General features: G+C 49.6%; 24 protein-coding genes. 22 read left to right on the forward strand and 2 right to left on the reverse strand.

Annotated elements, in window-relative coordinates:
- From AC9UFE_RS05090 to AC9UFE_RS05100, 3 genes are all read left to right on the forward strand, one after another.
- On the forward strand, nucleotides 1-1,802 hold a 1,802-nt coding region (locus AC9UFE_RS05090; RefSeq protein WP_509546382.1), incomplete at its 5' end, for an ABC transporter family substrate-binding protein.
- A 127-nt stretch (nucleotides 1,803-1,929) separates the two neighbouring features.
- Nucleotides 1,930-3,468, forward strand: coding sequence for an ABC transporter permease (locus AC9UFE_RS05095; protein WP_509546385.1), 1,539 nt, complete (start codon nucleotides 1,930-1,932; stop codon nucleotides 3,466-3,468).
- An 11-nt stretch (nucleotides 3,469-3,479) separates the two neighbouring features.
- The gene (locus tag AC9UFE_RS05100) at nucleotides 3,480-4,550 is read left to right on the forward strand and encodes an ABC transporter permease (RefSeq protein WP_509546387.1); all 1,071 of its coding nucleotides are present in this window, start codon (nucleotides 3,480-3,482) and stop codon (nucleotides 4,548-4,550) included.
- On the opposite strand, the gene AC9UFE_RS05105 is transcribed toward AC9UFE_RS05100, so the two are convergent.
- Nucleotides 4,540-5,133, reverse strand: a complete 594-nt coding sequence (locus tag AC9UFE_RS05105) for a PH domain-containing protein (RefSeq protein WP_509546390.1) — start codon at nucleotides 5,131-5,133, stop codon at nucleotides 4,540-4,542. The two genes, AC9UFE_RS05100 and AC9UFE_RS05105, sit on opposite strands and share 11 nt — an antisense overlap.
- A 47-nt stretch (nucleotides 5,134-5,180) precedes the next feature.
- On the opposite strand from AC9UFE_RS05105, the gene AC9UFE_RS05110 reads away from it, so the two are divergent.
- From AC9UFE_RS05110 to AC9UFE_RS05135, 6 genes are all read left to right on the forward strand, one after another.
- Nucleotides 5,181-6,836 (forward strand): ABC transporter ATP-binding protein, encoded by a 1,656-nt coding sequence (locus AC9UFE_RS05110; RefSeq protein ID WP_509546448.1) that lies wholly within the window; start codon nucleotides 5,181-5,183, stop codon nucleotides 6,834-6,836.
- 128 nt (nucleotides 6,837-6,964) lie between these two features.
- Nucleotides 6,965-8,875, forward strand: a complete 1,911-nt coding sequence (gene typA / locus AC9UFE_RS05115; protein WP_509546394.1) for a translational GTPase TypA — start codon at nucleotides 6,965-6,967, stop codon at nucleotides 8,873-8,875.
- 19 nt (nucleotides 8,876-8,894) lie between these two features.
- Nucleotides 8,895-10,025, forward strand: coding sequence for a PIG-L deacetylase family protein (locus AC9UFE_RS05120; protein ID WP_509546397.1), 1,131 nt, complete (start codon nucleotides 8,895-8,897; stop codon nucleotides 10,023-10,025).
- Between the two features lie 28 nt (nucleotides 10,026-10,053).
- The gene (gene fdxA / locus AC9UFE_RS05125) at nucleotides 10,054-10,380 is read left to right on the forward strand and encodes a ferredoxin (RefSeq protein WP_509546400.1); all 327 of its coding nucleotides are present in this window, start codon (nucleotides 10,054-10,056) and stop codon (nucleotides 10,378-10,380) included.
- Entirely contained in the window at nucleotides 10,381-11,490 is a 1,110-nt protein-coding gene (gene dapC, locus AC9UFE_RS05130; protein ID WP_509546403.1) for a succinyldiaminopimelate transaminase, read from the forward strand.
- Nucleotides 11,491-11,521: 31 nt separating this feature from the next.
- A complete protein-coding gene (locus AC9UFE_RS05135; RefSeq protein WP_509546406.1) occupies nucleotides 11,522-12,796 on the forward strand; it encodes a citrate synthase in 1,275 nt (424 codons plus the stop codon).
- On the opposite strand, the gene rsmD is transcribed toward AC9UFE_RS05135, so the two are convergent.
- Nucleotides 12,793-13,359 (reverse strand): 16S rRNA (guanine(966)-N(2))-methyltransferase RsmD, encoded by a 567-nt coding sequence (gene rsmD / locus AC9UFE_RS05140; protein ID WP_509546408.1) that lies wholly within the window; start codon nucleotides 13,357-13,359, stop codon nucleotides 12,793-12,795. The two genes, AC9UFE_RS05135 and rsmD, sit on opposite strands and share 4 nt — an antisense overlap.
- A gap of 51 nt (nucleotides 13,360-13,410) precedes the next feature.
- Here rsmD and recG point away from each other — a divergent pair, with 51 nt between their 5' ends.
- From recG to trmD, 13 genes are all read left to right on the forward strand, one after another.
- Nucleotides 13,411-15,510, forward strand: coding sequence for an ATP-dependent DNA helicase RecG (recG, locus tag AC9UFE_RS05145; protein ID WP_509546411.1), 2,100 nt, complete (start codon nucleotides 13,411-13,413; stop codon nucleotides 15,508-15,510).
- Nucleotides 15,511-15,537: 27 nt separating this feature from the next.
- A complete protein-coding gene (coaD, locus tag AC9UFE_RS05150) occupies nucleotides 15,538-16,026 on the forward strand; it encodes a pantetheine-phosphate adenylyltransferase (protein WP_509546414.1) in 489 nt (162 codons plus the stop codon).
- Complete coding sequence (locus AC9UFE_RS05155; RefSeq protein WP_509546416.1) at nucleotides 16,026-16,529, forward strand: YceD family protein; 504 nt, start codon at nucleotides 16,026-16,028, stop codon at nucleotides 16,527-16,529. Before coaD ends, AC9UFE_RS05155 begins: the two co-directional genes overlap by 1 nt.
- Before the next feature lie 3 nt (nucleotides 16,530-16,532).
- A complete protein-coding gene (rpmF, locus tag AC9UFE_RS05160; RefSeq protein WP_509524571.1) occupies nucleotides 16,533-16,736 on the forward strand; it encodes a 50S ribosomal protein L32 in 204 nt (67 codons plus the stop codon).
- A gap of 3 nt (nucleotides 16,737-16,739) precedes the next feature.
- Nucleotides 16,740-17,417: a ribonuclease III gene (gene rnc, locus AC9UFE_RS05165; RefSeq protein ID WP_509546419.1), complete on the forward strand. Its 678-nt coding sequence runs from the start codon at nucleotides 16,740-16,742 to the stop codon at nucleotides 17,415-17,417.
- Nucleotides 17,418-18,332, forward strand: a complete 915-nt coding sequence (gene mutM, locus AC9UFE_RS05170; RefSeq protein WP_509546422.1) for a bifunctional DNA-formamidopyrimidine glycosylase/DNA-(apurinic or apyrimidinic site) lyase — start codon at nucleotides 17,418-17,420, stop codon at nucleotides 18,330-18,332. It begins immediately after the preceding gene.
- 86 nt (nucleotides 18,333-18,418) lie between these two features.
- Entirely contained in the window at nucleotides 18,419-21,928 is a 3,510-nt protein-coding gene (smc, locus tag AC9UFE_RS05175) for a chromosome segregation protein SMC (RefSeq protein ID WP_509546426.1), read from the forward strand.
- Nucleotides 21,928-22,902, forward strand: coding sequence for a signal recognition particle-docking protein FtsY (gene ftsY, locus AC9UFE_RS05180; protein WP_509546429.1), 975 nt, complete (start codon nucleotides 21,928-21,930; stop codon nucleotides 22,900-22,902). Before smc ends, ftsY begins: the two co-directional genes overlap by 1 nt.
- A 27-nt stretch (nucleotides 22,903-22,929) precedes the next feature.
- Nucleotides 22,930-24,423 (forward strand): signal recognition particle protein, encoded by a 1,494-nt coding sequence (gene ffh / locus AC9UFE_RS05185; protein ID WP_509546432.1) that lies wholly within the window; start codon nucleotides 22,930-22,932, stop codon nucleotides 24,421-24,423.
- Nucleotides 24,424-24,577: 154 nt separating this feature from the next.
- The gene (gene rpsP / locus AC9UFE_RS05190; RefSeq protein ID WP_509546435.1) at nucleotides 24,578-25,147 is read left to right on the forward strand and encodes a 30S ribosomal protein S16; all 570 of its coding nucleotides are present in this window, start codon (nucleotides 24,578-24,580) and stop codon (nucleotides 25,145-25,147) included.
- Between the two features lie 6 nt (nucleotides 25,148-25,153).
- Nucleotides 25,154-25,390, forward strand: coding sequence for an RNA-binding protein (locus AC9UFE_RS05195; RefSeq protein ID WP_509546439.1), 237 nt, complete (start codon nucleotides 25,154-25,156; stop codon nucleotides 25,388-25,390).
- Nucleotides 25,380-25,943, forward strand: a complete 564-nt coding sequence (gene rimM / locus AC9UFE_RS05200; protein ID WP_509546442.1) for a ribosome maturation factor RimM — start codon at nucleotides 25,380-25,382, stop codon at nucleotides 25,941-25,943. The genes AC9UFE_RS05195 and rimM overlap by 11 nt, the downstream gene beginning before the upstream one ends.
- Nucleotides 25,933-26,610 carry a tRNA (guanosine(37)-N1)-methyltransferase TrmD gene (gene trmD, locus AC9UFE_RS05205; protein ID WP_509546445.1) on the forward strand — a complete coding sequence of 226 codons (678 nt, stop codon included), beginning with the start codon at nucleotides 25,933-25,935 and terminating at the stop codon, nucleotides 26,608-26,610. The genes rimM and trmD overlap by 11 nt, the downstream gene beginning before the upstream one ends.
- The last annotated feature ends 181 nt before the right edge of the window (nucleotides 26,611-26,791 follow it).

Consider the following 26,791-nt stretch of genomic DNA (forward strand, 5'->3'; position numbering starts at 1 on the left):
AGAGGAGAAACATGAAGAAGCGCAGATTGGGTCTAGTAGGCCTACTGAGCGCGGTTGCTGTGACTCTGAGCGGTTGTGCATTGCCATACGAGTCTCAGGTAGTCGAAGGAACCACAATCACGGTTGCATTCAACCAAGCATTTGATAACTACAACACTGTTTCGTCTGCAGGTAACGCGACTAAGAACGCAAACATTACCTACATGACAAACTCTGGTTTCCAGTACTACGACAACACTCCTGCGTTGATCAAGAACACTGGTTACGGAACATTCGAGAAGATTTCTGACGAACCTCTAACCGTGAAGTACACCATCAATGAGGGTGTCAAATGGTCTGACGGAACTCAGATTGACGCGGCTGACATGCTATTGGCATGGGCCGCGAGCTCTGGAAAGTTTGCAGACACAGACGCAGCATTCTCACCGGCTTCAACATCTGGTCTTGACCTAGTCACCCAGACTCCTGAAATTGATGGCCGCTCACTGACTCTTGTCTATGACGACGCGTACGTTGACTGGGAGCTTGCTTTCGGTGTTGGTATGCCAGCTCACGGAACTGTGATGCTTGCTTACCCAGACATCACTGACCCAGCAGAAGCCAAGAGATTGCTAATCGAAGCCATCCAGAACGAGGATGACGCTTGGCTAGCTCCTGTTGCAACCAGCTGGAACGAGGACTACCAGTTCACTTCTCTTCCTTCGAACCCACTTCAGTACCTATCGAGTGGTCCATACATCATCGAAGAAGTAGTTGAGAATCAGTACATCACTCTAGTTACCAACCCCGTTTACACATGGGGTCCATCACCTAAGTTCGAGCGCATTACCGTCCGTTTCATCGAGGACTTTATCGCTCAGCTACAGGCCTTGGAGAACGGTGAGATTGATATCGCTACTGGACAGCCAACTGCTGACTCTCTAACTGTTGCGCAAGACATTGCCGCAAGCACTGGTGCAACAATCCACCAGGGCGACGAGGCTGTTTACGAGCACATCGACCTAACCTTCAACAACGGTGGTCCATTCGACCCAGCTACCTACGATGGCGACGAGTCAATTGCACAAAAGGTTCGTCAGGCATTCTTGCTGACTATCCCTCGCGATGAGATCATCGAGAAGATCATCAAGCCTCTAAACCCGAACGCAACAGTTCGTGAATCGTTCTTGACCATTCCTGGTTCAGAGCGTTACAACGCAATTGTTGCTGAGAGCGGTGCAGCTGACGTTCGTGAGCTAGACATCGAGCGCGCGAAGGCCCTACTTGAGGAAGCTGGAGTTTCGACTCCAGTAAACGTCAAGTTCTGGTACCCAACTGGAAACGTACGTCGTTCACAGGAGCTAGAGCTGATTCAGAAGTCAGCCGCTCTTGCAGGATTCAACGTCGTTGACACCAACGAGCCAGACTGGATGTTCACCGACCCAACAGTTGAGCCAATCAACCCACACGATGCAGTTATCTTCGCGTGGCAGTCAACTAGCTTGGCAGTAGCCGGTTCGGACCAGATCTTCAAGTCCTACACCGACCCGCTAGCCAAGGGTGGTAACTACAACGGTTACGCTAACCCAAAGGTTGACGAACTATTGGCAACACTTAACGTCACAACCGATCTAGAAGAGCAAACTTCTTTGATGCTTCAGATCGAGCAGAACCTAATTGCGGATGCATACGGAACAACAATCTTCCAGTTCCCTGGACTGACTGTTTCCAGCGCAAAGGTATCTGGCGTGAAGCCAAGCCCACTATCGCCAAACTACTTCTGGAACTTCTGGGAGTGGACACCAGTTACCGAATCTGAGTAACTTGGTTTAGCGGTATCTAATTCCGGCTGGCAACTTAGGTTGCCAGCCGGAATTCGTTTAACCGTGATTTTGCCTCCTAAGGATTTGGTAGAGTCTCGTAAGGATTGAAAAACCAACGGAGGTCAAGGTGCTGGCATTTATCGTCAGAAGGCTCTTTGCCACGTTGTTGGTACTTCTCGCCGCATCTTTCATTGTCTACGTTCTAACGGCGTACTCGGGTGATCCCCTTCTGGAACTTCGTGGCTCCAGCGATCCTTCGGCTCAGGACAAAATCGCTTACCTGACCGAAGTTCTAGATCTAGAAACCCCGCCAGTAATTCGCTACTTCGGTTGGTTGGCTGGGGTTAGCGGATGCTTCATAGGGCAATGCGACCTAGGAATCTCTGTTTCTAGAGGTGAACAGCAAGTTGCGGAAGCTCTGGCGGGGGCAATAGTATCCACGGTCCAACTACTTACTCTGGCCACCATCGTTGCAATTGTCCTTGGAGTAGCAATTGGAATGTCAACCGCGCTGCGTCAGTACAGCGGCTACGACTACACCGTAACGTTCATGACCTTTGTCTTCTACTCCCTTCCAATTTTCTGGTTTGCAGTTTTGCTCAAAGAGTGGGGTGCGATTCGTTTCAACCAATTCCTCGGGAACCCAGAGATCCCTTTCTGGCTGCTGATTATTATTTCTCTTGCTTCAGGAGCAATTTGGATGGGAATCATCGGGGGAAATGGAATCCGAAGACTCAAAGTATTACTAGGCGTTTCAGTCATTACCTTTGGTGGACTACAGTCACTGCTTCTTCTTGGGTGGTTTGAGAAGCCCTCCCTTGGAATCATAGGAATTATTCTTGGTGGCGCTGTTGTTTCCGCGATCGTTATTGCGCTCACAACTGGTTTCCAAAACCGTGGAATGCTCTTGGCCGCCGGTTCTGTCGTTGTATTCTGGCTAGCAGTTTGGTACCCGCTTCAGTTCCTGTTCTTCTATATCCCAGAACTTTGGACACTTCTAGTTTTGGTTGCAGTGGGTGTCGGGGTTGCTATGGTCGCAGGGGCTGTATTTGGTGGTGAAGATCGCAAGCAGATTACAAGAGCCGCTGGAATCATCAGCATTTTGACTCTTGGCTTCGTAATCATCGATCGTGTTCTCCAAGTTTGGTCGGATTACCAGCTCATGATTCCTCAGGCAAGTGGAATCATTTCAACAATCGGTGCAACTACTCCCAACTTGCCAGGGGACATGTGGTTCCAGTTCTTGGATGGTTTCGGACACTTACTTCTTCCAACAATTGCTCTCTCAATTGGTTCCCTTGCTGCATACACTCGTTACTCTCGATCGAGCCTGCTAGAGGTTTTGAACCAGGACTACGTGCGAACAGCTAGAGCTAAGGGCTTAGCTGAACGCACGGTAATAATGAGACACGCTTTCCGTAACGCCATGATTCCAATCGTCACAATCGTAGCTTTTGACATCGGAGGACTCATCGGAGGAGCGATCATCACCGAAAGAATCTTCGCGTGGCAGGGCATGGGCTCCTTGTTCAACTTGGGACTTCAAGCAATAGATCTAAATCTCGTGATGGGTGTGTTTCTCATCACCGGACTAGTAGCGGTGGTTTTCAACCTCATCGCGGACATTGCCTATGCCTCACTCGACCCCAGAATTAGATTGACTTAGGGAGAAAGAAGATGAGTCAAATAGATAATCTCCCAACACCTGGCACTGTTGGCGTTAGTCAAGGCCAGCTAATACGACGCAGATTCTTCAAGCACAAGGGTGCCCTTGCGGGACTAATTGCGATCATCGTTATCACAATTGTTTCCTTCACGTCCGTGGGAACAGTAATCGGAGGAACGGGCAAGCTAATTGTTGATGAGTCCGGAAACTTCGCTATCGATGGTTTCAGGATTCCCGGATGGTGGCAATACAACTGGTTTGAAAACTACGACCTTGAGAATCCTGGTGGCACACCAACTTTGTCACTATCTCCATTTGCGATCGGGGACCACCCGTTTGGTCAAGACACCTTGGGTAAGGATGTATTTGCTCGGGTAATGCGAGGCATCCAGCAGTCATTGACCGTAATGTTTGTTATCGGCATCATGACAACAGTTATTGGGGTACTGGTTGGCTCAATCGCAGGATTCTTCAGAGGCTGGATCGATGCAGTGTTGATGAGATTTACCGACATCATCATCATCATCCCAGTTCTAATTTTGGGTGCCGTAGTTGGTAAGGCCTTTGGTGGGGGAAGTGCACTGTTTCTGTCCTTCTTCCTAGGTCTTTTCCTTTGGACTGGGCTATCGCGTCTAGTTCGGGCCGAGTTCTTATCTCTTAGGGAACGCGAGTTTGTGGATGCGGCAAGGGTTGCCGGGGCCGGCCCTTGGCGAATTATATTCAAGCACATTTTGCCAAACGCTATTGGAGTCATCATCGTCAACACCACCCTCTTGATGAGTGCTGCAATCTTGCTTGAGTCTTCTCTTAGCTATTTGGGTTTTGGAATTACCGCACCTGATATTTCCCTCGGGCAGATTATCTCCGAGTACCAGGAAGCCTTCTCCACTCGACCTTGGCTTTTCTGGTGGCCGGGTATGTTTATCATCATCATTGCTCTGTCCGTGAACTTCATTGGAGATGGCCTAAGAGACGCTTTCGACCCACGCCAGCGCAGGTTCCACGTAAAAACTGACGGAATCTTTGCTGCTATTGGCCGCATTGCTTCAGGCAGAAAGGCAGCTGAAAATGTTAAAAAATAAAGCTAGCCACAGCCGCAAAGCTCAAGCAGGTGAGTACAACGACTCTAGAAACTATCCAGCTGTATCTGACAGAAGCAGCTTCGTTGAGCTGGTTGAGGTCTCTGAGTTTTTCCCAATGACTTCTGATCACGTAAGCTGCGACACCGGAATCACTACTGGTCAAGTCCCCAGGGCGAACCAAGCCTTTTCCAACAAAGCTGCTTTCGGGCAAGTGCTCAGCTTCGGTTTTGTTAGCCATGAAGCCCGCGTATCTGGATGGAGCAGGGGCTCCAAAGGCTTGAAGGGTTCTGTCTTTAGTCTCGAGAGTAAGAGAGTACTTGGTGTCAATTCGAGTAATCGCAGACCAGTTCAGTTTGTGTGTCTTGAAGATGTTGTCAACTACAACCCCTTCGTCGCTAACTTTCACGCTGGGGTTCCAAAAAAGAAGCCAAGCAAAATAAGCAAACCAGATGTAAATCCAGGATTTGGTCACAACCAGGAGCCAGGAATCTATGGCCAGGGCAGTTATTCCAAAGAGAGCAAAGACGAATCCGGCAGTGGCCATTATGCGACCAGACCTGGAGTGAAGAGTTTGAGAATCCACTTTCCAAGTCTCACACAACTTGTGACCTCTAGAGGGGAATGCTGCTAATGGGCAAGGACAGCGAAGTAATACTCAAAGTTGAGAATCTTGGTGTTGATTTTTGGGTAGAGGGCGAGTGGATTCCTGCAGCCAAGAACTTGAGCTATGAAATCTCGGGCGGCGAAGTTTTGGCAATTGTTGGTGAGTCAGGTTCGGGTAAGTCCGCAAGCTCAATGGCACTTTTGGGCCTAACCCCACAAAATGGCCGAGTTTCTGGAAGCGTAAAGCTTGCCGGCGAGGAACTTATGGACGCTTCTCCAAAGCGCCTTCGTGAAATACGTGGAAGCGGAATCGCGGTCATTTTCCAAGAGCCGATGACAGCTTTGAATCCTGTTTACACAATCGGTTTCCAGATCATGGAAACACTGCGGGTCCATTTCACCATGACAAATGCGGCCGCTAAGGCCCGGGCCATTGAGCTTCTAACTCTGGTAGACCTTCCAGATCCCGTTAAGGCTTTCGACTCTTACCCTCACCAGTTATCCGGTGGACAGAGGCAGCGAGCAATGATTGCCCAGGCAATCTCTTGTGAACCCAAGCTCCTAATTGCCGATGAGCCGACAACCGCTTTGGATGTGACGATTCAAGCTGAGATTTTGGATCTACTAAGAGAGCTACACACTCGCTTGAATTCAGCGATTTTGTTGATTACTCACGACATGGGTGTTGTTGCCGACCTTGCTGATCGTGTGTTGGTAATGAAAGATGGCGAGATGGTCGAGCAGGGAACCTCGCGAGAGATCTACAAGGCCCCGAAGAAGTCCTACACCAAGGAACTTCTTGGTTCTGTTCCCTCCCTTGGTCAAGGCAAAGCTGTAAAAGCAAAAGCAGCCGCTACAACAGATCAAGTGTTGAGTTTCAACAACGTACGTATTGAGTACCCAAAGCGCGGAAGAGTCCCAGCTTTTCTAGCAGCAAAGGACATAACACTTGAAATTCGTCAGGGCGAAGTTTTGGGTCTAGTTGGAGAAAGTGGTTCCGGTAAGACAACTGTTGGCCGAGCTGCTGTTGGATTGCTTCCGGTAAAGTCTGGATCTCTTATCGTGGCCGGCAAAGATATTTCAAAGACAAAAAAGTCTGAGCTCCAGCAACTTCGCAGCAAGCTCGGAATTGTTTTCCAGGATCCAGGCTCATCTCTAAACCCCAGATGGTCCATAGCTCAATCGATTGCCGAACCTCTGGTTTTATCAAGAACTATGGACAAAAATCAAATAGCCAAACGCATTGATGAACTACTTAATCAGGTAGAGCTGCCTGTTGCCTATAGAAACCGCTACCCACACGAACTATCTGGTGGTCAGCGCCAACGAGTTGGAATAGCCAGGGCGCTAGCGCTCTCTCCACAACTCCTAGTTGCAGACGAACCGACAAGCGCTTTAGATGTTTCGGTTCAGGCTCGAGTGCTTGAACTACTCCAGCAACTTCAAAAAGAGCTTGGTTTTGCGTGTCTTTTTGTGAGTCACGACCTGGCCGTTGTGGACTATCTAGCCGACCGAATTGCTGTTATGCACAATGGTGAAATTGTCGAACAGGGCGATAAGAACCAGATTCTTCGCAACCCACAGCAGGATTACACCAAGAGATTGATTGCAGCGGTTCCAGTTCCAGACCCTGACGATCAGCGCAGCAGGCGTGAATTACGCTTGTCCTCAGCAAAGGCCTAGCTAGTTCCGCTAAACTAAAAGCTCTTGAGTCCTTGTAGGAATACAGTCTTTATTTGGATCCAGTAGGGCGACACAAATCCGCTAAAAGGCCATTGAGCTATCTAGCGCAAAATTATGAGGAAGTTTTTATGACTCTGGCAATCAGGGATGACCTAAGAAACGTTGCAATCGTGGCTCACGTAGACCACGGTAAGACAACGCTGGTTGACGCCATGCTCAGGCAGACCGGATCCTTTGGTGAACACTCCAACATGGGTGAGCGCCTTATGGACTCAGGGGACCTGGAAAAGGAAAAGGGAATCACAATCCTTGCCAAGAACACAGCAATCAGCTACTCCGGCAAAGCTGCCGAAGGCAAGACCATAACCATTAACGTTATTGACACCCCTGGCCACGCTGACTTCGGTGGTGAAGTTGAGCGCGGTCTTTCGATGGTGGACGGTGTTGTGCTGCTGGTTGATGCCAGCGAAGGACCTCTGCCACAAACTCGCTTTGTTCTTCGCAAGGCACTGGAGGCAAATCTTCCCGTTATCTTGCTTGTAAACAAAACTGATAGACCAGACGCTCGCATCGACGAAGTTGTCGAAGAAACTCACGATCTACTTTTGGGCCTAGCTTCAGACCTTGCCGACGAGGTCCCAGAGCTCGACATCGACGCAATCTTGGACCTACCTGTAATTTATGCATCAGGTCGAGCTGGAGCGGCTTCGCTAAACAAGCCAGAAAATGGCACCTTGCCAGACAACGCAGATCTAGAGCCTCTGTTTGGCGCAATCATGAAATACATTCCAGCGCCAAAGTATGACCCTGATGCTCCGCTGCAGGCCCACGTTACAAACCTTGACGCCTCACCTTTTCTTGGTCGTCTTGCTTTGCTTCGAGTTTTCAACGGAACTATCAAAAAGGGCCAGCAGGTTGCCTGGGTAAGACAAAACGGAGAAACTCAAAACGTAAAAATCACTGAGCTCCTTATGACTAAAGCTCTGGAGCGTTTTCCAACAGACTCAGCCGGACCCGGAGACATCGTGGCGGTTGCTGGAATTGAAGAGATTACTATCGGTGAGACACTCGCCGATCCAGATGATGTTAGACCGCTTCCGCTAATCGCAATTGACGATCCAGCGATCTCCATGACCATCGGTATCAACACTTCACCAATGGCCGGAAGAGTCAAGGGCGCCAAGGTGACAGCTCGTTTGGTGAAGGACCGACTAGACCGTGAACTAATTGGAAACGTTTCAATCAGGGTCATTCCCACCGACCGACCGGACGCCTGGGAAGTCCAGGGCCGAGGAGAACTAGCTCTTGCCATCTTGGTTGAACAGATGAGACGCGAAGGCTATGAGCTAACTGTTGGAAAGCCTCAGGTAGTTACCAAGAAGATTGACGGAAAGCTTAATGAGCCTGTTGAAGATCTAACCGTCGACGTGCCTGAGGAATTCTTGGGTTCAATCACTCAGTTGCTCGCGTCTCGCAAGGGTCGAATGAAGAACATGACAAACAAGGGAACCGGATGGGTTCGCATGGAGTTCATGGTTCCATCCCGTGGCCTAATTGGCTTCCGAACCGAATTTCTAACAACTACCCGCGGAACTGGAATCGCAAACGCAATTTCTGCCGGTTACGAGCCATGGTTCGGTGAGATTGTCACTCGCACCAACGGATCTTTGGTTGCTGACCGCCAGGGTGCGGTAACCCCATTTGCTCTCATTGGATTGCAAGATCGCGGAACTTTCTTTGTTGAACCAACTGAGGAAGTCTATGCCGGACAGGTAGTTGGCGAGAACGCCAGAGCGGACGACATGGAAGTAAACATCACCAAGGAGAAGAAGCTCACTAACATGCGAGCATCTTCTAGCGAAGATTTCGAGAAATTAACCCCACCAAGAAAGCTTTCCCTAGAGGAGTGTCTCGAGTTCGCTCGTGAAGACGAGTGTGTTGAGGTAACCCCCGAAGGCACCAGGATTCGTAAGGTAGAGCTAGACCCCAACCTGCGCGCCAGAGCAGCTTCAGCAAGAAAACGAGCCAGCGAGAGCTAAACCATTTAGAGTTATTGCTATGGCCAAATCATCATTCAACGCAAAACGAGTGCTTCTCGTCCATGCGCACCCAGATGATGAGTCAATCTTCACCGCTCACGTGATTGCTAATCGCGTTGAAGCAGGTGCGAAGGTCATGGTTTTGACCTTGACCCGTGGAGAGCGTGGTCGAGTGAAGCTCGATGATCTAAAACCTCTTGAATCAGACCTGGCCGCAATGGGGGCTTTTAGATCTAATGAGCTCAGAAATGCATTAGCTGCTCTAGGTGATGTTCAGCACAAATTTGCCGGAACCAGAAAGTACCTTGACTCAGGGATGAGGCTGAGTACTTTTGGTAAAGCCATAAAGACAAAAACGACTGACGAGATGTCATTATCGTCTGTTTCCACTGCAGTCATCTCCGATGACATCTTCCACACACTCTCCGATTTCCAGCCAGATGCAGTAATTACCTATAACCGCAAGGGTGGATTTGGTCATCCAGACCACAAAAAGGCACACGAGGCAACCGCGATGGCTCTTCGTCGATTTGCGAGGTCCTCTAGAACCGGAGCCCCACAATTTTGGGTGATTGCTGATCAGAGGGAGCGCTTCGACGTTGAGGTCGGCGGTCCCAAGACAGCCGCAAAGAAGAAGCTTGCTCTTGAGCAGCACGCGAGCCAAGTGTCAATCGGTAAAGAGACCTTTTCTCTTGTCCCAGGACGTGAATTGCGCTACGACACCCCGGAAAGGCTTCGTATGACATCGACAACACCTTGGCTTTGGCTAAAGCCAATTTTCCTTGGACTCTGGGCACTGCCACTGGGAATTCTTCTCGGATTCGCAGGGACTCTGCTTCACTCGGTGACAGCATCTGACGATGCCGCTACACCGATTGGCTTGATAGTTGCCCTGGTAATGACTTTCTCTTTGGCGATTGCTCTTCGATTACTTCGTAACTCCAGGGGAGCGCTTTATTTGATGAGCTTCACGCTGGCCGGAACCGTGTATTGGCTTTCCAGGCCCAGCGCCGCTGGCGATGCTCTTATCGTGGACAATCAAGCGGGAAATATCTGGGTCTACGGATCGCTAATTTTATGCGCAGTAGTTATATTGTTCCCAAAACTTAGACCTGGGGCATGGGGTAAGAAATCTTCTGGCCATCGGTAGGTAATATGTTCCTAGGAGGATCCCCCCGATGACTTATGTAATTGCACTTCCATGCGTTGACCTTAAAGACAAGGCATGCATCGAAGAATGCCCAGTGGATTGCATCTATGAGGGTGACCGCATGCTTTACATCCACCCTGATGAATGTGTTGATTGTGGTGCTTGTGAACCGGTTTGTCCGGTGGAGGCGATTTACTACGAAGATGATGTTCCTGAGCAGTGGGCAGATTACTACCGTGCCAACGTTGACTTTTTTGAAACAATTGGATCTCCAGGAGGAGCCGCCAAGGTGGGTCCGATTCCAGGAGACCATCCACTCGTTGCGGCTTTGCCACCACAAGCTCAACAGGGCTAAGTGTTTACTGGGCTGCCAGATTACCCCTGGAAATCATTAAGGCCATACTCGGAAAAAGCCGCCCAGCACAGAGATGGCGCAATTGATTTATCCGTTGGGTCTCCAATTGATCCAACTCCAGAATCTGTTCAGCAAGCTCTAAAAAAATTCTCTAATGCACCGGGCTACCCATCAACAGCTGGCACTTTAGAGTTTCGCGAATCAGTCACCCAATGGTTTGCAAGACGAAGACAAGTGCCGGGTCTAGACCCCGATCAGGTTATGCCAACAATTGGCTCTAAAGAGCTAATTAGTTGGTTGCCAACTTTCTTAGGTCTTGGCCCAGGCGATGTAGTAGTTCAGCCGAAGGTTTCGTACACCGCTTACGCGGTTGGAGCAGCTTTATCTGGAGCCACACTTGTTTCGGAAGATGATCCAGATAATTGGCCTGAAAACACCAAGCTGATTTGGATTAACTCTCCAGGCAATCCAGATGGAAAAGTACTGGACGTTGCAGGATTTGCCAAGGCGGTTGCAAGAGCCCGTGAGCTAGGTGCGCTACTTGCTTCTGACGAGTGCTATGCCGAACTTGGCTGGAGCGACCCGTGGGACAAGGAAGTTATTCCAAGTGTTCTGGACCCTAGGGTTTGTGGCGATAGTCACGAGGGAATTTTGTGTGTGTACTCGCTGTCAAAACAATCGAATATGGCAGGTTACCGGGCTGCTTTTGCGGTGGGTGCCAAAGATCTCGTACGAGACTTGGTGAATCTTCGAATGCACACCGGGATGATTATGCCCCTACCTACCCAGCAGGCGGTTATTGCAGCGCTTGCGGACAGCACGCATGTGGGTCTCGAGAAAGAGATCTATTCAAAAAGAAGAGCCACCTTGCTAGCGGCGGTAACTTCATACGGTTTTGAGGTAACAGCCAGCGAGGCGGGTTTGTACCTTTGGGCCACTTTGGGTCAAGACTGCTGGAGCACCGTGGATCAAATGGCAGAGCTTGGAATAGTTGTGGTGCCAGGTAGCTTCTATGGTGAGCACGCAACCAAGCACGTTCGATTCTCGCTCACGGCAACCGATAGCGACATTAGTAGGGCTGCTTTGAGACTCCAAAATGGCTTAGGCTAGAGTGTGAGATTTTTTATTCCCAAGGAGCGCTTTGACTGACAACGAAAAAGTAGTTATCAGCTACAAGGACAAGTCCCTTGAGCTTCCAATTGTTGAGGCAACCGCTGGTTCCAGCGCTGTAGACATTAGCAAGCTTCACTCCAGCTTGGGACTGCACACTTACGACCAGGGATTTGTCAACACAGCCTCGACTAAATCAGCAATCACCTTTATTGACGGTGAAGCCGGGATCTTGCGCTACCGAGGTTACGCAATCGAGCAGCTTGCAGAAAAGAAGAGCTTTTTAGAAGTAAGCCACTTATTGATTTATGGCGAGCTGCCAACTAAGCCAGAGCTTGAGTCATTTGATCACAGCATTCGAAGACATACCCTTATCCACGAGGACCTAAAGTCTTTCTTTGACGCATTTCCCCAGAACGCTCACCCAATGTCGGTTCTCGCAGCTGGGGTTTCAGCGCTATCAACTTTTTACCAGGATTCACTAGACCCAAGAGACCCAGAGCAAGTTGAGCTTTCAACCAGAAGATTGCTAGCCAAAGTTCCAGTGCTGGCAGCTTACGCATACAAGACCAGCCTTGGTCAGGCACTTTTGTATCCAGACAACTCTCTTTCGACAGTTGAGAACTTCCTTCGCCTAACTTTTGGAACAATGGCCGAGGATTACGTTCAAAACCCAATCGTGACAAGTGCTCTTGAGACCTTGCTAATTTTGCATGCTGACCATGAGCAGAACTGCTCGACTTCTACAGTTCGCCTGGTGGGCTCGGCGCAGGCAAACTTGTTTGCTTCAGTTTCCTCTGGAATCAACGCACTGTTTGGCCCGCTGCACGGTGGGGCCAACGAGGCTGTGCTGGATATGCTTACCCAGATCAGGGACTCTGGGCAGAGCGTGCAGCAGTTTGTTGATCGAGTCAAGAATAAAGAAGATGGCACCAGGCTCATGGGCTTTGGTCACCGAATATATAAAAACTTTGACCCTAGAGCCACGATTATCAAGGCAACGGCAGACAAGGTTCTTGGGGAGCTCGGTATCCAAGATCCGCTTCTTGATATTGCAAAGGAGCTTGAGGCAACAGCTCTTGCTGATCCGTATTTTGCAGAGCGCAAGCTATACCCGAATGTTGATTTCTACACCGGGGTTATTTACAAGGCCCTTGGCTTCCCTGCCCCGATGTTTACAGCCCTTTTTGCCATGGGCAGACTTCCAGGATGGATCGCACACTGGCGCGAAATGATGGAAGATTCCAGCAATCGAATTGGAAGACCTCAGCAGGTCTATTTGGGACAAACCGAAAGAAGCTTCTAGGCCGGCTTTAGCCAGTAAACAACTGTGTCGCCAAATGGCTTCTGATCCAACAGTTCGTACCCGGTAGTTGCAAAAGCGTCCACCCTAGAAGATCGCTCAACAAGTACCCAGGCTTTTTCTGAAACCAAAAGTCGCAGCGACTCGAGACACTTTTCTATCTCCTGGTTTGTTAGCTCATAGGGTGGGTCAATAAAGATCAAGTCAAAAGAACCAGTAGTTGTATCCAGAAACTTCTGAACTGGTTGGATTTGAACTTTTGCTGAAACTTCCTGGCCTTCATCGCTAAGTGCATCCTGAACAGTTCGAGCGTTTTTGATGCAAACCGCAGCGGCCATCTTGTTACTCTCAACTAGCACGGCAGCTTTCGCGCCGCGGGATAAGGACTCTAGGCCCAGCGCACCTGTGCCCGCGTAAAGATCTAAGACTTTGCTTCCAGCTAGAGCGCCTTTTGATTCGAGTGAGCTAAAGATGCTCTCTCGGATTCGATCCGCTGTTGGTCTAGTGCTCTTTGCAGGAGAGGCAAGCTTTCTAGAGCCAACTAGGCCCCCAATAATTCTTGTCATGATTGTCAAAGCCTAACGGCTTTTGGCAGCTCTCTCGTAGAAGATTGAAGCATGCTGCTTCCAACAACTGAACTCGATCGAGTATTGGGTGACAAAACAGCTAAGAGCTTCTCAAAAAATCTAGGACTTATTAGCGTTGCTGACTTGCTGCAGCACTATCCCAGAAGGTACTCATCTAGGGGAGAGCTAACCCCAATTACAAACCTGCCCGTTGGAGAAAGTGTTTCGATCGTTGCAGAGGTAGTTGACGCGAGGGAGCGAAGAACCAAGGGTCGAGTAAGCCACATTCTGGAGGTGCGAATCACAGATGGAAGCGGATTCTTATCGCTAACTTTTTTCAACCAGGCTTGGAGACAAAAGAGCTTAGTTCCTGGCACTAGGGGACTATTTGCCGGAAAAATTGGCGAGTATCAGGGGAAGCTTCAGTTGGCTCACCCGGACTACGAGCTCTTTTTAGATGAAGTCAGCCAGTTCGATGCCAAGGCCTGGGCCGATCAGCCGATTCCTATTTATCCTGCTTCGGCAACGGTTACCACCTGGATGATTCAAAAAGCCTTGGCAATTGTTCTGGATACTCTTTCGCCCATTCAAGATGAAGTCCCTGAGCAGTTGGCAAAAAAGCACAAGCTGATGAGCCTGAACCAAGCCTTCGAAAAAATCCACCGCCCAGAAACCAAATCGGATTGGGCATCGGCTACCAAAACCCTTTCCTATCACGAGGCATTTTTGCTGCAGGCTAACTTGATTGCTCGCAAGATAGCCAACGAAAAATCTCCTGCAACTATCCGCCGTGGTGGAGCTAATGGATTCCTTTCTGCCTTTGACAGCAATCTTCCATTTGAACTAACTAAGGGACAAAAAAGCGTAGGCGAAGAAATTTCTTTGGACCTTGCAAAGAGCTACCCAATGAACAGATTGCTACAAGGTGAGGTTGGATCTGGAAAAACACTAGTTGCCCTAAGGGCGATGCTTGCAGTTGCCGACACCGAGGGTCAGTCAGCGTTACTTGCCCCGACAGAAGTTTTGGCCTCGCAGCACTTTAGATCAATTTCTAAAAGCCTCGGTGAGGATCTTGCCAAGAAAGTTGGGCTTACTCTTTTGACTGGACAACTTTCAACGGCAGATCGCAAAAAGGCAATGCTGCAAGTGGTCTCCGGAGCATCGAAGATTGTTATTGGAACTCATGCACTATTTTCCGAGAAAGTCGAGTTCTATGACTTAGGGCTTGTGGTAATCGACGAGCAGCACAGATTTGGTGTTGAGCAAAGAGAGAAACTTCGCCTCAAAGGAAAACTTTCACCACACGTCTTAACAATGACGGCAACTCCAATACCTAGAACATTGGCGGTAACTGTCTTTGGTGACATGGCGGTTTCCTCATTGACGGAACTTCCTGCAGGTCGCAAAGAGATTGACTCTCATGTTGTGCGGGCAGGGGACAAGAATCTGGTTTCTAGGGTCTGGGAGAGAGTTGCGGAAGAGGTAGCAAAGGGGCATCAAGTGTTTGTGGTTTGTCCAAAAATTGATGAATCCGACAAAGAACAATCAGGGGCATCAGTTGAGCAAACCACTATTCAGCTACGTAAGAACCCAAACCTCGCCTCCCTTCGAATCGATACCCTGCACGGTCGCATGGACCAAGAGCTTAAATCCGAGGTAATGGCAAAGTTTCTCAACAAAGAAATTGATGTTTTGGTAGCGACCACGGTCATTGAAGTTGGTGTGGATGTTCCGAACGCTACTGTGATGGTGATCCTAGATGCCGATAACTTTGGAGTTTCCCAGTTACATCAGCTTCGCGGTCGAGTGGGCCGGGGAGCAGCCAAAGGCCTGTGTCTTTTGCTTACCGGTGCCGAAGACGGCTCCATCGCACTCCAAAGAATCGAAGCTGTTGCAGCTGAAAGCGATGGCTTCAAGCTCAGCGAGATTGACCTAGAACTTCGGCGCGAGGGAGATGTCCTGGGAGCAAATCAATCAGGGGGTCGCTCCAGCTTGCGCCTACTGCAGGTGATTCGGGATGCTGCTCTGATTCAGAAGGTCCGGGTTGAGGTTGAGGAGCTGTTTCAAATAGATCCTGGTCTAGGGGAACTGCCGAATCTGCGCCTAGCTATTGAGGAAATGAACGCCGTAGAAAACTTGTCTAAAGGCTGAGCTAATAAGTTTGCTAATCTTGGGGCTATGCCAACTCTCGCGGTCTACCCAGGATCTTTTGACCCAATAACTCTTGGGCACGTGGACATCATCGAGCGGTGCTCAAAGATTGTTGATGAACTACATGTTTTGGTTGTTCACAATCCTGAAAAATCCCCCATGTTTTCAAGCTCCAAGAGAATCGAACTGATTCAAGAGTCTTTGAAAGAAGCTGGCGTAGTCAGCCCAAACATCAAAGTGACTGAGCTGTCTTCTGGTCTCCTGGTTGATTACATCCGAAAGGTGGATGCGAAGCTTCTAATTAAGGGATTTCGTAACAACGTTGACCTTGATTACGAACTACCTATGGCTAAGGTCAATAGAGATCTAAGTGGCATTGAGACCATTTTTATTTCAGCCGATCCTCAGTACGGACTGGTGGCATCTAGCCTGGTGCGTCAGGTGGCAGCTCTTGGTGGTCCAGTGCAGAACTACGTTTCCGCGGCGGTGGCTAAGGCTTTATTGGAGCAAAACTAGTGAGCAAGTTTGACGTTCCAGTTCACGAACTTACTCGCAGGCCGGGCCACACCAGCCAGCTGGAGCTAAACATTGATCTTGATGACGCAATGGGGCAAGGAGCCGCCACGGTTCCCGCGGGAGCAAAAATCGAAGTTGATTTGAGGCTGGAGTCGATTCACGAGGGTGTTTTGGCCACCGGGGAAGTCTTCACCAAGGCAACGTCCCTGTGTTCTAGGTGCCTGGAGCCCCTTGAGCTAGCGGTCGAGGTGGATTTCCAAGAGCTTTTCGCCTATTCTTTAGAGCAGGAAGACGATTTCCTGATTCAAGACGAGAAAATCAACCTTGAGCAGGCAATCACGGATGCTGTAGTTTTATCACTTCCGTTCAAACCTGTTTGTAGTGAAGACTGTCTTGGTCTGTGCTCCGAATGTGGATTGAACTTTTCTCAGGATCCAAACCACGTTCACGAAGCGAGTATTGATTCTCGCTGGAGTGGATTAGAAAGCTTTAGGAAAGAGTAGGAAATGCCAGTACCAAAAAGACGCATGTCGCGTTCAAACACAAGAGCTCGTCGCTCACAGTGGAAGGCCGCTCCAATCACTCTGGTCAAGACAGTTGAAAACGGCAAGACCGTATACAGCCTTCCTCACCGCGCGAAGCTAGTTGAGGACTCAAACGGAACTGCACTGTTCATGGAGTACAAGGGCCGCAAGGTAGCTGACGCTTAACCCATGAGCCTTGATGCGCTAGGTAAATCCCTTGGCGTGGAAATCGAACCGCAACTTCTCGAACTCGCCCTAACTCACCGCTCCTATTCATATGAAAACGGCCGAGGTCCAAATAATGAACGCCTGGAGTTTCTAGGCGACGCAATCCTTGGTTTTTTAGTTACCTCACACATTCACGATCACTTCTCCGATATGGATGAAGGAAATCTAACCAAACTCAAAAATGCTGTTGTCTCTGCGCCAGCTCTGGCACAAGCTGCCAGCTCAATCAACCTCGGCGAATACTTACTGCTCGGTAAAGGTGAAATTCAAACCGGCGGTCGCGAGAAATTGAATCTACTAGCCGATACCTTTGAGGCAGTCCTGGGAGCAGCTTATGTTTCCAAAGGTATTGAAGCAGCCAAGACGATTGTCGATCAACACATCCTTCCGCTACTCGAGAGCGCAGAAGAGCTATTGCTTTCGGCAGATCCAAAAACCACACTTTTGGAGAGCATGCAACGGCAGGGCAAAGCTGCTCCGGTTTATCAAACAACTCATGAGGGCCCCGATCACGACCGGACCTTCTTTGCAAACTTGATAATTGACGGCATCGTCGTGGCTACAGCTTCAGGAAGATCTAGAAAGCAAGCTGAAACCAACGCGGCCATCAAGGCGCTTTCTGGCCCTTCTGGAGAATAAGTGCCAGAGCTTCCCGAGGTCGAAACCGTCCGCGCCGGACTTGCCAAATCCATAACTGGTGGAACGATAACCTCGGTCAAGATTCATGACGCCAGATCCCTGAAGCGACACCTAAGTGGCGCTAATGACTTCACCAAGAAACTACTTGGTAGAGATGTCCTTGATGTGGTTAGACGTGGAAAGTTTCTTTGGATGCCGCTATCGGGGGATTCAACTGCATTGGTTGGCCACCTTGGTATGAGTGGTCAGATGCTAATAAGAAGCCCAGAGTTTCCAGAAGACAAGCTCAACCGCGTAACTGTTTCCTTCCAATCCAAGAATAAGAAGCCACTAGAACTTCGTTTTGTAGATCAGCGGATCTTTGGCTCTTTAGCTATTGACCCCTTGGTTGCAACCCCCGATGGCAAACAGGGAGGGTTTAGCGCTGGTAAGAATAAGAACAAGCCGTGGCAGAACCTGATTTCGAGCTCCGCTTCGCACATCGCTAGGGACCCACTTGATGAGCTATTCGATACTGACCAGGTAGTCCAAAGACTTCGAGGTAAGAAAACCGGAATCAAGCGAGCCCTGCTTGATCAGAATCTACTCAGTGGAATCGGCAACATTTACGCGGATGAGTCTTTGTGGCTAGCCAAGCTGCACTTTGATCGTCAGGCTGACTCAATTTCTAAACCCAAGCTAAATGAATTAGTGGGGATCGTAAAAGAGGTCTTGGCTAAGGCCACTAAGCAGGGCGGTACGAGCTTTGACCAGCAGTACAAGAACGTCAACGGTGAGGCTGGGTACTTTTCACAGGAGCTTTATGCCTATGGCCAAACCGATAAACCCTGCGCTAGGTGCCAAACGCCAATAAGGCGCCAAGCCTGGGCTAACCGTGGTTCTCACTTCTGCCCCAGGTGCCAGCGCCTAAGCTAGCGGTCAATTGGGACCCTAAAAATGGGGTATTTTTAGATACTGTTCAGCTTTGAGCAATTGACTAATTTCCAGAGGGGTGTGTTCGCTTGCATCTAAAAAGCCTCACCCTAAAAGGCTTCAAATCCTTCGCTCAACCCACCACATTCCAGTTTGAGCGCGGTGTGACTTGCGTGGTTGGACCCAATGGGTCGGGTAAATCAAACGTTGTAGATGCTCTTGCCTGGGTAATGGGTGAGCAGGGAGCCAAGACTTTGCGCGGTGGAAAGATGGAAGACGTTATCTTCGCTGGAACCGCGACCAAGGGACCATTAGGCCGAGCCGAAGTGCAGCTCACTATCGATAACACCGATGGTGCACTACCTATTGATTACACCGAAGTAACTATCTCAAGAACGCTTTTTAGAAGCGGTGGATCCGAGTACGCAATCAATGGCGACCCCTGCAGATTGCTCGATGTTCAGGAACTTCTGAGCGACTCAGGTCTGGGTCGCGAGATGCACGTCATCGTGGGTCAGGGTCAACTAGATAGCGTCCTTCGAGCAACTCCCGAGGAAAGACGAGGCTTCATAGAAGAAGCCGCTGGAATCTTAAAGCACCGCCGTCGCAAGGAAAAAACCGAGCGCAAAATTGAGGCCATGCAGGCTAACCTTTCAAGGTTGAGTGACCTTGCGGGTGAAGTTCGTCGTCAACTAAAACCGCTGGGCGCGCAAGCTGAAATTGCTAGAGAAGCCCAGAATATCGCCTCTCAGGCCAGAGACGCTAAGTCCAGAATCCTTGCCTTCGACATCTTGGACATTCAAAAATCCCTTGAAACCACTTCGACAAGTGAGTCACAACGTCGCAGCGAGAGAAATATCTTGCAGCAAATGCTTTCCACCAATCAGCAGCGTCTGACTCAGCTTGAATCCCCGGAGCTAAATGAGAAGCTAGACCGCGCTCGCAAGATCTCTTTCGAGTTTGACTCACTGCAGGAGCGCATTAGGTCTATTTCTAACATCGCCAGTGCCAGGGTGGCCCTTTTGGAATCAAGCGATCAAGAGCAAAGCAAATTCGATCTTTCTTCAATCACCGTTGACATCGAAAAGGCCGAAGTTGAAATGCAGCGGCTGAGCCAAGAAGTTCAGCGCTTGCAACAGCAGCTCGGTATCGCAGAGCAAAGAAGAAACGTTGCCCGCGATGCCCTAGATTCTTTCGACTCCAAGATTCAAGAGCAAAATTCGCTCATTTCCAAATACGACCTCGACCTAGCGCAATTTGCTAACGGTGTTAAGGTTGCGGAAAGCAAGCTGGAAGCATTTAGAAATGAGAAGTCTCGCCACCAGGAAATTCTTGGAGCCGCCAGACTAAGACACCAGGAGCAGTCTGCTCAGTATCGCGATTTGGAATCGCTACTTTCCAGCAACAACCCAAGTGAAAACAATCTCGAATCCAAATACGATGCTGCTCAAAAAGCTGTGTCGGAGGCTTCGAACAAGATCGAATCACTCCGTGATCAGCTACACGAAGCAGAGCGTGAAAAGGATGCTCTAGCCGGAAAGCGCTCCGCACTGAATCTAACCCTCGAGCAAAAAGACGGCGCTTCATCTTTGACCCAAGCTCAGCTTCGAGGTATCAGGGGACTGGTTGCTAATCACCTTCGCATCGAACCAGGCTACGAGCAGGCGATTGCTGCAGCTTTAGGTTCATTGGCCGATGCTCTGGTTGCCGAAGACTTAGAGTCTGGTCTTTCCGCTCTTGAACACTTGAAGAGAACTGACGGTGGTCGTGTTGAAATTATCATCGCCGACGTTGATCTTCGCTCAGAAGCTGCATCAGTGAACTTAGTTGCAGGATCCAAGGTTGCCTCTGAAGTTGTTAGCGCTCCTGATGGCATCTTGAAGTTGCTTTCCCAAGTAGTTATCGTGGACGACCTAGCTGCTGCAAAGACCTTCTTCAACGCACAAACAACGGACTCGCAAGTAATCACCAAACAAGGTGACGTTCTAACTAGAGCGATCTTGCGTGGAGGTTCATCAAGCAAGCCTTCAAAACTTGAGTTGGTTGCCGAGCGCGATGCAGCAGAAAAAGAGCTTTCAAGACTCAGCTCACGCATTGAAACCTTGACCGCAGAACTTGCCCAGGCTAAGTCCAACGAGCTTGCTGCCAAGAACTCAGCTAAGGCATCTTTGGCTGAACTAAATGAGCAGGATGCCAAGCTTGCCTCTCAGGCAGAACAGCTTGGTCGGGTTCGCGTTCAAGTCGAGGCGCTGCAGAGCGAGCTTGATCGACTGGGTGTGGTTGCAGAGTCAAACGAGGCTGCAATTCGTGAGGCCGAAGGAGAGCTAGAAGCATCGAAATCTAGACTGCGTGAATTTGAGGGCCTTGGCAGACCAGAGCAGGCACTTTCCGACAGAGACCGTTTGGTTGAGGCGCTTGAGCTCGAAAGATCTAAGGAGCTCGAGATCCGTGTGGAGCTTGGCGCTGGAGAAGAAAGACTTCGCGTTGAAACCGAGAAGTCCGAGAGCCTGAAATTACAGCTGGATTCTTCCCGCTCAGCTATCGAGGGCGCAATTAGCGCGGCAAAGGCAAGAGCGCAGCAGCTAACTGCTGCAAGAGCTGTTCTCAAAGTTTTGCCTAAGTTGATTGAGGCAGTGGGAACTGGTTCCAACGACGCAAAGCGTGAGTACAACGCCTTTGAAAACGAGCGCACCGATCAGTTTCAGGAGCTAACTAAGGTTCGAGGCGAGATTGCCGACATTCAGCAGAAGCTTTCCGATTTGACTCAGTCGGTCCACGACATTGAACTTCAAAATCACGAAAAGCGTCTGAACCTTGCAAATCTAGTAACTAGAGCTCAAGAAGAACTCGGCCTAGATGAGCCGACACTTCTTGCCGAATACAACCCAGATAACTTGATTCCATCGAACGAGGAAGATGGTGAGCCAGAAGTATTTGATCGTGCAAAGCAGTTCCAGCGCCTGAAGGAATCCGAGAAGCTACTAGAAAAACTGGGACGCGTGAACCCGCTGGCTCTAGAGGAGTTCTCCGCTCTCGAGCAGCGCCACAAGTTTCTAACCGATCAACTTCAAGACCTAACAGAGACCCGCAAAGACTTGATCAAGATCATCCACGATCTGGACGAGAAAATGCAGGTTATCTTTAGTGACGCCTTCCAAGACACCAAGAAAGCTTTCGAGACCGTTTTCCCGGTTTTGTTCCCTGGTGGAACTGGATCCATCTTCCTAACCGATCCGGACAACATGCTTACTACCGGACTTGAGGTAAACGTAAAGCCTGCAGGTAAAAAAATTGAAAGACTCTCCCTGCTATCTGGTGGAGAAAGATCTCTAGCGGCGGTAGCCCTTATGGTTTCTATTTTCAAGGCGCGTCCTTCGCCTTTCTACATCATGGACGAGGTTGAGGCGGCCCTTGATGATGCCAACCTAGGCCGCCTACTTTCAATCTTTGAAGACCTTAGAACAAGCTCACAGCTAATCATCATCACTCACCAAAAGCGCACCATGGAAATAGCCGATGCGCTATACGGAGTTTCCATGAAATCTGACGGTATTTCTGCTGTTGTGGGTCAGCGACTGCGAGAGAAGGCCGACGCCTAATGTCAAACATCTTCTTTTGGCGTAAAAAACGTGAAGAAGAAAAAGCGGAAGCAAATCAACCGGACGCAGTCGTAAAGCCCCAAGATCTTGTAGCCACCGCACTTCCAAAGAGAAATTCAAGAGCCGGTATCCGAAGCCTATTTTCAAGAATCAAGTTTGATTTTGAGAGTTTGGAACAACTGGAAGAGATCCTGATTCAGGCTGACTTTGGAGTTGACTCCGCAGAAGCGATTGTTGCAGAGGTGAAGAAGCTAGCAAAGGCCGAGGGAGCCAAAACAGAAGCAGAACTCAAAACAATTCTTGCTGGAGTGATTCGAGACAAGTTAACTTCTGGAAATAGAGAGCTAAACCTAACAAGCGGAAAAGCCCCCTATGTGATCTTGGTTGTTGGAGTAAATGGGGTAGGAAAGACAACCACCATTGGAAAACTTGCCACTTGGCTAACCCAGGGCAACTTGAAAGTGGTTCTTGGAGCAGCTGATACTTTTCGTGCCGCAGCGGTTGATCAACTCGCAACCTGGGCAGATCGTGCAGGAGTGAAACTTGTTGGACCAAGTTCCGAAGGTCAAGACCCAGCGTCTGTGGCATTTGCGGCTGTCGAGTACGCGGTTAAATCTCAAGCAGATGTAGTAATCATCGATACTGCTGGAAGGTTGCAGAACAAGACTGATTTGATGGACGAGCTTTCCAAAATCAGAAGAGTTATTGAAAAGCAAGCTGAGATCGCAGAGGTTCTTTTGGTGCTGGATGCTACAACCGGGCAAAACGGATTAGTTCAGGCAAGGGCATTCGCCGAGGCTATTGCTGTAACCGGCATAGCTCTAACAAAGCTTGATGGCTCAGCAAAGGGTGGAATTGTTGTTGCCATACAAAACGAACTTGCAATTCCAATCAAGTTAGTTGGGGTTGGCGAAGGGGTAGAAGACTTTGCCTTTTTTGACCCCGAAGATTTCGCCAACGGTTTAGTGGCTTAGCCTAGAAATAGGAAGTGAGATAAAAAAGTGTTTGGAAACCTATCAGATCGCTTAGCCGAGACCTTCAAGGCTCTTCGCGGCAAGGGAAGACTAAGCGCCGCCGATATCGACGGAACCCTTAGGGAAATCCGCAAGGCACTATTAGAAGCTGACGTTGCCCTAGAGGTAGTCAAGAACTTTATTAGCGCTGTTCGTGAGCGAGCTTTGGGCGATGAAGTTTCAGCCTCACTGAACCCTGCCCAGCAGGTTGTTCAGATTGTAAATGAAGAGCTAATACAAATACTTGGCGGTGAAGCAAGAAAGCTTCGCTATGGAAAAGTTTCTCCAACCGTGATCATGCTTGCCGGTTTACAGGGTTCTGGAAAGACAACCCTCGCTGGAAAACTTGCCAAGTGGCTAAAAAGCGAAGGGGAGAACCCTTTGCTGGTCGCCGCAGATTTGCAACGCCCAAATGCCGTTGACCAGCTAAAGGTTCTAGGCGAGAAAGTTTCGGTTGAGGTTTACTCTCCCGAAGTCGGTTCAGGAGTCGGGGATCCGGTAAAAGTCGCCAAGGATTCGATTGCTCACGCTAGGTCCAAGGGCAACACGGTTGTAATTGTTGATACCGCAGGACGCCTCGGCGTTGATCAAGAGATGATGAATCAGGCCAAAAAGATTCGTGATGCCATCAAGCCAGACGAAACTCTGTTTGTTATTGACGCAATGCTTGGTCAAGATGCAGTCAACGTAGCCAAGGCGTTTGAAGACGGCGTTGGAATATCGGCTGTTGTTTTGACAAAACTTGACGGTGACGCCCGAGGCGGAGCGGCACTATCCGTAGCCTCGGTGACCGGTAAGCCAATCATCTTCTCCTCAACCGGAGAATCTCTCGACGCCTTCGAGCCTTTTTATCCAGACCGCATGGCTTCTCGAATCCTGGACATGGGAGACATCCTTACCCTGATCGAACAAGCCCAGAAGCAGTTTGATCAGCAATCCGCATTGGAGATGGCCGAGAAGCTCGCTAAGGAAACCTTCACTCTTGAGGACTTCTTGGAACAGATGCAGCAGCTTCGAAAAATGGGCTCTCTAAAATCCATGCTTGCCATGATGCCAGGAGCTGGCCAGATGAGAGCTCAACTAGACAACATCGACGAAAAAGAAATTGATCGGACCGAGGCCATAATTCGTTCCATGACCCCGGTCGAAAGAACCAACCCCAAGGTTCTGAATGGCTCAAGAAGAACAAGAATCGCGAGAGGTTCTGGAATGAGCGTGACCGATGTGAATTCACTAGTGAATCGATTCGAGCAGGCAGCCAAAATGATGAAAACCGTTGCCAAGGGTGGCACGCCTCAGATCCCAGGCATGCCAGCTGGCATTGGAGGCGTGGTGCCACGCAAGAAGGCCAAGGACTCCAAGAAAAAATCCGGTTCTAAATCGGGTAATCCAGCTAAGCGTGCTGAACAAGAGCAAGCCAGGGCAAATGGCCAAGGTTCAGCCCCATCTGGTGCTGGATCAGCCTTTGGAATCGGCAACTAGCTATCTTTGGCCATTTCTGGCAGACTAGAGAAGTTGCCTAGGAACCTGACCCTCTAACCAGGAGCCAAAAAGGCAAAACCATAGAGCTTGACTACCGAGTGTGCCCCCACGCTCACGGTTGATTGTTCGCCCCAATTCAAATAACAGGAGCATTGTGGCTGTAAAAATCCGCCTAAAGCGTCTCGGAAAACTCCGTACGCCTCACTACCGCATCGTCGTTGCCGACTCTAGAAAAAAGCGTGACGGTAGAGTCATCGAAGAAATTGGTCGTTACATCCCGACCGAAAATCCATCTTTTATTGAAGTAGATTCTGAGCGAGCTTTGTATTGGCTTGGCGTTGGTGCACAACCAACCGAGCAGGTAGAGGTAATTCTTAAGCTCACCGGAGACTACCAGAAGTCAAAGGGTGACAAGGATGCTAAGAGCACAGTTCAGGTAAAGGCTGCGAAGCCAGTGTTTGAAAAAGACACCAAGAAAAAAGCTGTTCTAGTTCCTAAAGAAGAACTTGCTGCCAAGAAGGCAAAAGCTGAAGCTCCTGTTGAAGAGGCAGCACCTGCTGTTGAAGCAACCGATGCTCCTGTTGAAGAAGCAGTTGTTGAAGCGGCTGTAGAAGCACCTGCTGCTGAAGAAGTTGTAGAGGCTCCTGCTGCTGAGGCTACTGAAGCTCCTGCCGAGGAAGCTGTTGCGGAAGCTCCAGCCGAAGAAGCAAAGCCAGAGGCTTAATCCAAAATGTTGGCCGCTGCGCTCGAGCACCTAGTTAAGGGCATCGTTGATAATCCTGACGATGCTTCGGTAACTGAACGCTCGAGCTCTAGAGGAGATCTTCTAGAGATTCACGTTCACCCAGATGATCTGGGCAGAGTAATCGGGCGCAACGGTAGAACAGCAAAAGCACTTCGCACTTTGGTCAACGCACTTGCCGACGGCAAGAAAATTCGCGTTGATGTGGTGGACGGTGACTTCTAGTAAGACCAAGCTACGAGTCGGAAGACTCGTTAAAGCGCACGGTCTAAAAGGAGCTCTCAAGCTAGAGCTGTATACCGACAGCCCAGATCAAAGATTTCGCGCTGGCCAGGAACTAGAACTACAAGTTCCAGAGAACTCCGAATGGTTTGGAAAAACCGTCAAGGTAGCCGAGCTTCGCTTCTATAACCAGTCCCCAGTTTTGTTTCTGGAGGGCATTCAAGACCGCAGCCAAGCAGAAACCCTAGTCAAGGCAATCTTGCTTATCGAAACAGATCTTGAACAGCTTCCAGAAGACCCCGAAGCCTGGTACGACCATCAGCTTGTTGGCCTAACGGCTTTAGTCGGGGAAGAAGTTGTTGGGAAGGTGACCCGTGTGGATCACCTCCCAGCCCAGGATCTTTTGGCAATTGAAACTTCTAACGGGGAAGTGCTGGTGCCGTTTGTGAAACAAATTGTCCCTTCAGTTGATATCAAAAAAGCTCAAGTTGTTCTGACTCCGCCGGCCGGTCTTTTTGAAGTAAATCTTCCAGGCGGTGCATCTGATGAGAATTGATGCCATCAGTATTTTTCCAGAGTTTTTCAAGGTGCTGGATATTTCCTTGCTCGGGAAAGCCCAAGAGCAGTCACTCATTGATTTCACGGCACATGATCTAAGAACTTTCACCGAAGATAAGCATCGAACAGTAGATGACACCCCTTTTGGTGGTGGAGCGGGAATGCTCATGAAGCCAGAGCCTTGGGGTTTGGCGTTGGACTCGGTACTGACCCAAGAAAGCGTTGTGGTGTTTCCTTCGCCAGCAGGCGTGCCATTCAAGCAAGCTACCGCTAGAGAACTTTCAGGGGAGCAGCATCTAGTTTTTGCCTGCGGTCGCTACGAGGGTATTGACCAAAGAGTTTTGGAATACGCATCCAGTAAGGCAGAGGTTCGAGAGATCAGCTTGGGTGATTATGTACTTAACGGCGGCGAAGTGGCGGCGGTAGCCATGATCGAGGCAATTGCGAGGCTAATCCCTGGAGTAATTGGTAACTCTTTATCTTTGGACGAGGAGTCACATAGTGAAGGTTTATTGGAATACCCGAGTTACACCAAGCCAGCTAGCTGGCGCGGTATGGATGTTCCTGAGGTGCTTCTAAGTGGTAATCACGCCGAGATTGCTAAGTGGCGCAAGGAGCAAGCTCTGGAAAAAACCCGAAGAATCAGGCCAGATCTGATCGATTAGATTCCAATTGCCTGGGGCCAGAAACTGTGGCAATATGGAGGTTCGCCTCCAGTAATGGACTCTGCCGCAGGGGAGATAGGGCGAAGCAAAAACCCAACATAACCGTTTTTGACCTGCGTGCTAAAAACAGGAAGCGACACAAAATGCACATCTTAGATTCAGTAGACAAAGCCTTACTAAA

Source organism: Rhodoluna sp. (assembly GCF_044239955.1).
Taxonomy (GTDB): domain Bacteria; phylum Actinomycetota; class Actinomycetes; order Actinomycetales; family Microbacteriaceae; genus Rhodoluna.

Excerpts from the sequence above, each read along its gene's own strand:
- rnc (WP_509546419.1), top strand. The coding sequence starts at position 16,740 with ATGAGCCTTGATGCGCTAGGTAAATCCCTTGGCGTGGAAATCGAACCG.
- ftsY (WP_509546429.1), top strand. The coding sequence starts at position 21,928 with ATGTCAAACATCTTCTTTTGGCGTAAAAAACGTGAAGAAGAAAAAGCG.
- AC9UFE_RS05100 (WP_509546387.1), top strand. The coding sequence starts at position 3,480 with ATGAGTCAAATAGATAATCTCCCAACACCTGGCACTGTTGGCGTTAGT.
- AC9UFE_RS05195 (WP_509546439.1), top strand. The coding sequence starts at position 25,154 with ATGTTGGCCGCTGCGCTCGAGCACCTAGTTAAGGGCATCGTTGATAAT.
- coaD (WP_509546414.1), top strand. The coding sequence starts at position 15,538 with ATGCCAACTCTCGCGGTCTACCCAGGATCTTTTGACCCAATAACTCTT.
- trmD (WP_509546445.1), top strand. The coding sequence starts at position 25,933 with ATGAGAATTGATGCCATCAGTATTTTTCCAGAGTTTTTCAAGGTGCTG.
- AC9UFE_RS05120 (WP_509546397.1), top strand. The coding sequence starts at position 8,895 with ATGGCCAAATCATCATTCAACGCAAAACGAGTGCTTCTCGTCCATGCG.
- typA (WP_509546394.1), top strand. The coding sequence starts at position 6,965 with ATGACTCTGGCAATCAGGGATGACCTAAGAAACGTTGCAATCGTGGCT.
- recG (WP_509546411.1), top strand. The coding sequence starts at position 13,411 with ATGCTGCTTCCAACAACTGAACTCGATCGAGTATTGGGTGACAAAACA.
- AC9UFE_RS05110 (WP_509546448.1), top strand. The coding sequence starts at position 5,181 with ATGGGCAAGGACAGCGAAGTAATACTCAAAGTTGAGAATCTTGGTGTT.
- fdxA (WP_509546400.1), top strand. The coding sequence starts at position 10,054 with ATGACTTATGTAATTGCACTTCCATGCGTTGACCTTAAAGACAAGGCA.
- rpmF (WP_509524571.1), top strand. The coding sequence starts at position 16,533 with ATGCCAGTACCAAAAAGACGCATGTCGCGTTCAAACACAAGAGCTCGT.
- rsmD (WP_509546408.1), bottom strand. The coding sequence starts at position 13,359 with ATGACAAGAATTATTGGGGGCCTAGTTGGCTCTAGAAAGCTTGCCTCT.